The sequence below is a fragment of the Salinibaculum salinum genome (assembly GCF_037645885.1).
In the GTDB taxonomy this organism is placed as follows: Archaea; Halobacteriota; Halobacteria; order Halobacteriales; family Haloarculaceae; genus Salinibaculum; species Salinibaculum salinum.
Map to the genome: position 1 here is coordinate 1 of NZ_JBBENW010000040.1, position 5808 is coordinate 5808.

5 protein-coding genes and 1 pseudogene are annotated in these 5808 nt (G+C 55.4%); 3 read left to right on the forward strand and 3 right to left on the reverse strand.

The window, feature by feature from the left end; translation table 11 throughout:
* Positions 1 to 438: 438 nt before the first annotated feature.
* The gene (locus WDJ60_RS18640; protein WP_340102284.1) at positions 439 to 1953 is read right to left on the reverse strand and encodes a PH domain-containing protein; all 1515 of its coding nucleotides are present in this window, start codon (positions 1951 to 1953) and stop codon (positions 439 to 441) included.
* Positions 1950 to 2438: a PH domain-containing protein gene (locus tag WDJ60_RS18645; RefSeq protein WP_340102286.1), complete on the reverse strand. Its 489-nt coding sequence runs from the start codon at positions 2436 to 2438 to the stop codon at positions 1950 to 1952. Before WDJ60_RS18645 ends, WDJ60_RS18640 begins: the two co-directional genes overlap by 4 nt.
* A gap of 221 nt (positions 2439 to 2659) precedes the next feature.
* Here WDJ60_RS18645 and WDJ60_RS18650 point away from each other — a divergent pair, with 221 nt between their 5' ends.
* The 3 genes from WDJ60_RS18650 (at position 2660) to WDJ60_RS18660 (ending at position 4985) form a co-directional block, all read left to right on the forward strand.
* Positions 2660 to 2833 carry a DUF7987 family protein gene (locus WDJ60_RS18650; RefSeq protein ID WP_340102288.1) on the forward strand — a complete coding sequence of 58 codons (174 nt, stop codon included), beginning with the start codon at positions 2660 to 2662 and terminating at the stop codon, positions 2831 to 2833.
* 137 nt (positions 2834 to 2970) lie between these two features.
* Positions 2971 to 3189: a hypothetical protein gene (locus WDJ60_RS18655; RefSeq protein WP_340102290.1), complete on the forward strand. Its 219-nt coding sequence runs from the start codon at positions 2971 to 2973 to the stop codon at positions 3187 to 3189.
* Positions 3190 to 3269: 80 nt separating this feature from the next.
* A complete protein-coding gene (locus WDJ60_RS18660; protein WP_340102292.1) occupies positions 3270 to 4985 on the forward strand; it encodes a hypothetical protein in 1716 nt (571 codons plus the stop codon).
* Between the two features lie 592 nt (positions 4986 to 5577).
* Here the strand turns inward: WDJ60_RS18660 and WDJ60_RS18665 are convergent.
* A pseudogene (locus WDJ60_RS18665) lies at positions 5578 to 5808 on the reverse strand (hypothetical protein); the annotation flags it as partial.

A 5808-nucleotide genomic window follows, 5' to 3' on the forward strand; every position in this document is an offset into this window, starting at 1 on the left:
CGATCAACAATCACCGAATCCGGTGGTGAGTAGGGCATAACTCCCACCGGGTTTCTCAGACAGGTAGTTGCGACGGTCTCCAATCAGCAGATGGCGTGGTATTTCTCCACTAAACTAGAACGGATGGGTCGGAAGGTTAACCTCTACTCTTGCGCGATATACGCAATTAACCCGAGTAACCCAAAGAACCCGTAGACGACCCCTCGGATATGTGGTGACGAGCGATTCCGCTTTTTACTGTCCTGATACACGTAATATCCAACCGTTGGCCAGAATATCAACAGATAGAGTCCTACACGGAGGAGAGCGCCATTGTACGTGGAGAGAATGTCCATACCTTAAATTCGTATCATCAGCAGAAGTAATTGTTGTTGCAAGATACGCACGCTTAGTGAACGGTCAATACAGAGAACTCACGGATCGCTCAGTACAGTAAAATCACGTGCCGGTTGTTGTCTTAGTAGGTTTGGCATCGGAATTGTCTTCAAGCACTTGGTCCTGAATTTGTCCTCTAACCAACTCCTCAACATCGGGTAACGCAACGCCCGGTAGGAACGGCATAGATGCAACGTCGAGTCGGACCGACACAAGGTCGACACGTCGCTGAAACGGGCTCTGAGAGACGGTGAGGTTCTGGACGGTGGCGGCCGGAACGACGTACGTTCGACGCGTCCAGAAGCCGCGCCGGACCACGATGTGATCGTCGAGTAACGCGTACCCGCGATGGGTCCACGTAACGTGGGCCGCGAGCGGCGAAAGTATGAGGAGGGGGGCAAAAAGCAGGAGCGGAATCGCTCCAATCGCCGGAACAAACTGTTGGACGATCGCCGTGCCAACGGCCAGAACGACGACCGCGAGAGTGTATCTGACGGCGTATCGCCGGCGCGCGCGGATCGGGAGCGACTGTAACTCGACTACCGATCGATCGACGCCGACCGCTTGCTCGAGAAGTTCCCATGCAACGTCACGTCGGGCCAGCGGCGCGAGCGGCCACTGCAGACCGAACGGGCTGGGGTCTGAGAGTCCGGCAGTTCCGATGTCAGCCTGCGCCAACCCCAGCGCCCGATGGAGCGGGTTCGATCGCACGCGAGCAAGTTGGATCCGATCGGTCGAGACGTCCGCGTCAGTCGTCCGGATGAAGCCGTGCTGTCGCCTGAATGAGTCCTCGCCCGCGGAGAGACGAAAGTTAGCCATCTGTTCGATCGCGAGACCAACACCGGCAAGCCAACCACCGAGAAGGACTAGCCCCAATAGAACCGCAGGTGAGACCGGAAAGAGATCCTCAAGGATGGTGATTGCGGTCGCTTGCAGGTCGGTTATCGCGTCCGGTTCGAAGTAGTTGGCTCCGATCCACGCCACCACGGCGAGGAGTACTGTTTTGGGGTGCGTCCGAGTGACGCCGTATAAGGCGAGTTCTCGCGGCTGAAGCGTGAAGATGCGACGGCGATCCGACGGCTCCGACGCTGTCGTATCGACATCGGTGGCCGATCGAATTCGCCCCTGGAGATCCTCGGCATCCTCCTGACTAAGGTATCGTATCGAAAGATCGGCCTCGTCGGGATTGCCGGCGGTCTCGCACTCGATGGCGGCGAGCCCGAACAGACGGCTGACCGTCGTCGTCGAGATCGTCGACTGCTGGACCCGAGAGATGGGAATCGTCCGTTGTTTTGGGCGGAGGATTCCGGAACGGACGACGAGTGATTCCTTCTTGAGAGTGAGTTCGTACTGCCACCACCGGACGACCTCAAGAATGAGTTGAAAGAGTACGACGACGACGGTGATTAACACCAGGTTCACTATCCCCGAGACGATTGCGTCGATTCCGGACATCAGGCCGCCGTCGAGTATCGTCAGCATCACCGCGAGCATCGCGACCGTCGTGAAGTCGACGTTCTCGAGCGCTCTGACCGGGATCGAGTCGATGTCAGGCTTCAGACTCGTGTGCGTACTCATACGCCGGATTCACCTCTTGCGAGTCGGTCGAGTCGGTCAGCGAGGTCGGTCGCCGTCTCCCTGTCGAGTCCAGGAATCGCAACCCGCCCGCCGAACGCCCCCGCAGTGTAGATCCGGACGGAAACGAGCCCGAGCGGCCTCGAGAGGAGCGGTTCGTCGACGTCGACCTGCTGGATGCTCTCGGGGGGCACAACCGTCTCGCTGATCGTAATCAGCCCGCGGCGCACGTACACGCCATCGTCGGAAACCGCATATCGGTAACGGTGGTAACGGACGAACGACAGCAGAATTCCGGCAACGGGACTCGCAGCCGCGATGGCGAGAAGGGGCGTTTCGAGGTCTGATTCTGACGACAGCACGACCGTTCCGACAATTGCTGCGGCGACGCCGATAAGCAGCCATTTGATCGCCCAGACGATCCGTATATGGGGATGTATTCGGCTCGTCGTCAATCTGGAGGGGGACCGACTCGATGCCTCATCCATCTTATAGAGAGGGCCACGTGACACAATTAAAATTGCGTATTCGGACTGCAAGCGAGGACAGGACTCAAGTGGCAGAGGTGTATCGTTGCGCACACACACTTACCTGCTGTTTCATACCGACACAGGTGGGAGAACCCGCCTCGATGTGGTGTGTGGCTTCGGTAAGTACAGGGTGTGTACTGTCCAGTAGAATTATGATGTCTCCGTGACTATTTTTGGACATGGTTAGCACAGATACGAAAATCGTGGGTGTTTTCGTGGTACTTGGAGTTGTTCTCTGGTACGCTTCAACGACCGTCACCGATAATATGGCCCTTCAAGGGACTATCCTCATTGGGGTTGGAGTCATCCTTCCCACTCTCATCAACGAGTGGAGAACTCCAACGAACGAATAGACCGGAGTACACCATTCGCAGCCTTCAGCGAACCGTTGTTTCAGGAGAATATCTGAAGAATAGGATTTCAACAGAGCCGTCAGTCATAAAGTTACAATTCATCGATAGACGATCCTGCAACAGGGAGCCGAAGTCTAATGTCTGACCTCGTTGTCTTGCTGCTGGTTCTCGTCATCTGTCTACAACTGTCCGCCTCGCTGCTCGTGCGATACGACACGAAGCGTCTCGGCCTCAAACAGCCGCTTAAGTACGAACTTGGAGTCTTCGTGCCGACAGCCGGTTTTGTCGTCTTGCTGTACTACCTTGCTAATCGTCGTGATTTACCGAAAGTGGAAGAGAGTTCTCCTCCTGAATAGTAGTTGTCGAACCAACCCGAGCCTCTCCACACTAGCTGGTTTCGAAGATACTATATTTCACTGAACTAGAAAATAACAGTATGTCCCCCGAATTTGAGCCCTCAACATCCGAACCCGAGAGTCGAAGTCGACGTGCGGTACTGCTGAGCATCGGTGCGGGGTCAGTTGCAGTTGCTGGCTGTCTCAACGCTGCTGACGGCGGCGACGACAGTGAAGTAGACGACGGACCGACAACAGACGAGACAGCAGATGATGTGGAGTCACTCCCCGCGTATGCGGACTGGCTTCCGGACGACGACTCTGTACTATTTTCGTACGCCAGCCTCGACACAAGCGGCGAAGTGGGCGGGGGAGGTTTCTCTCTGGACGACTCGGTCGACGATCCGCTGATGACGTTTCCGTCCGATGTTGGTGGTTCAGCTGTCGGCCTGTCTGTGCTTTCGCTAGCGAGTACCAACCTGTCTGCTGTTGTCGATCCGGAAACGGCGACGCAGTCGGAGGCTGACGAACTGCTCGCTGTCAACGAAGCCGTTGTCCTTACAGGAGCGTTTGATGTCGAAGAGTTAAACGAACGACTTACCGACGATTCAACCTCATTTGCGGCCACCTACGAACAGTCCGGCACCGTCCACGGGTTCGATCGCTACGAACCGATCGACGTTCCGGAAGGGGTTGAGGACTCCCTAGTGGTGGCGATCAGCGAAACAACAGTGTTGGCTGCGCCCGACGACGATCAACTGGAACGAATAGCCGAAACTGACGATACTGACCGGCCCCAGATCACCGAAGAACACGAAACTGCTACGTGGCTACTCGAACAGGCCGGTGAGGGCGACATTATCTTTGGAACGATTGGTCCGGTTCATGAAGGTGAATATACTCTTGACGATGTCACAGCTTTCACCGACGACGAGCTACAGTTCGAACCAGCAGTAGGTGAAGACGTTGTAACTGCTATTGAGGTCGACGCGGAGACAGCAACCATCGACTCTCGGTTTGCTCTGACGGCCGACGAACTCAGCGAAGACAGGCAAACAACTGTCGAGACGACGTTCGGATCGGCGGCAGTCGATGCCACAGTGGATGTCGATGACGATCGCGCTATCGCACACGGGACGTACGACGTAGAAGAGATCGGGACCATGAGTGACGGCGCTGGTAGCGACGAGCGGGAAGAAATTACACCCGAAGAAGCGCGGGAGCTTGTTCCACTCGATGCGCTTGAATACTGGTACCAGCCGGCGACCGGGCAACGTCTCCCGCAGCTCTGGGTGCAGGTCACAGAAGACACGGACGCAACAGGGCTCCGTGTCGAAGCCGAGTCTCGGGGAGAAAACGAAGTTACCAGGACGAACGGCACGATTAGCGCTGGGGACGGTGTCCCTGTCCAAGTCGATCCCGACGAAGACGACGAAGTGACTGTGTTTGCAGTTACCGACGATGATGCGATCGGTCAACTCGATACCGTTAGTGTTCCCAGTGACGAACTGACCGACGAAGTGGTCGTTCCCGAAGACGCACTCTCCTTCGAGTACGAACCGCCAAATGCTGGCGACTTTGGAAGCCTCTCTGTCGAGATTGTTGACGAGACGATGGCAGAAGTCCTCGTTGCACAACCGACTGAGGCCCCCGGATCGTTTGCCGACTACGCTGGGTCGATCGGTGCCGCCGAGCCTGTGTCAACAGAGACAACACTCCAGACGGCCGTCGATTCAGACGGCGATGAAGTAATCATCTTTGCAACTCGTAACGGCGCAACAGGCGAGGTAGCTCGCTGGCAGGGTCCAGACCAATAACGACTGTATAGTCGAATGCCAGTTTGACAACGTGATAGAGGACATCCGCCGGGTCGTGGCGGACGACCGAGGGATGAACAGAGAACTTCCTGTGGATTTCAACGGGGCAGCTCTGTTGAACTCCTTAACAGGCGATATATTCTGTCTTGCTATGGTCAGTACAGAGCAAAGGCTCCACAATCATTATCTCAACAGGCACCAACTCATTATGTACGATGAGAATTATTTGGGCACTCGCTGCGGCATACGTTCTTGTTGGACTCGGTCTATTCTATAGTTTAGCGATAGATTCCAGCGAGCTATTTTTGGGAATGACCGCTCTCATTTATCTTCTAATGAGTCCGTTAGCATATCTCATTTATAAAAAACGAGTGGTAAACGAGTAATCGGTCAATTCGCACACCTACTGAGCAGCTGTTTCACTCCAAATCAAGTGATAGAACATACCGTGGATTCATTCATTGAGTCGGCGACGACTCCGTGGTTCTCTCAATCTGTGGGTGAGTGGAGGAGAACACGCCTCGATGTAGTAGGTCGCTTGTCGATCCAGACTCGACGCAGTAACTTGGCTGTCTCTGTCTCTGCCACACCGTCACACAATTCCCAGTCCGTTTGCTAGCGCGAGGCTGGCGAGGGCCCCAATTCCGACCGCTATCAGTCCATACTTCAGCATCTCGGAGGGAAGACTGCGGCTGAATTCACCTATGGAAATTCTGCTGACTGAACAAACCACCGTTGACGAGATAACTGTTTTGACGATCCCAAGACGAGCCCAACTGAGGGGGAGAAAACCGGACGACAGAGACACGATAGCTGCCTGAGA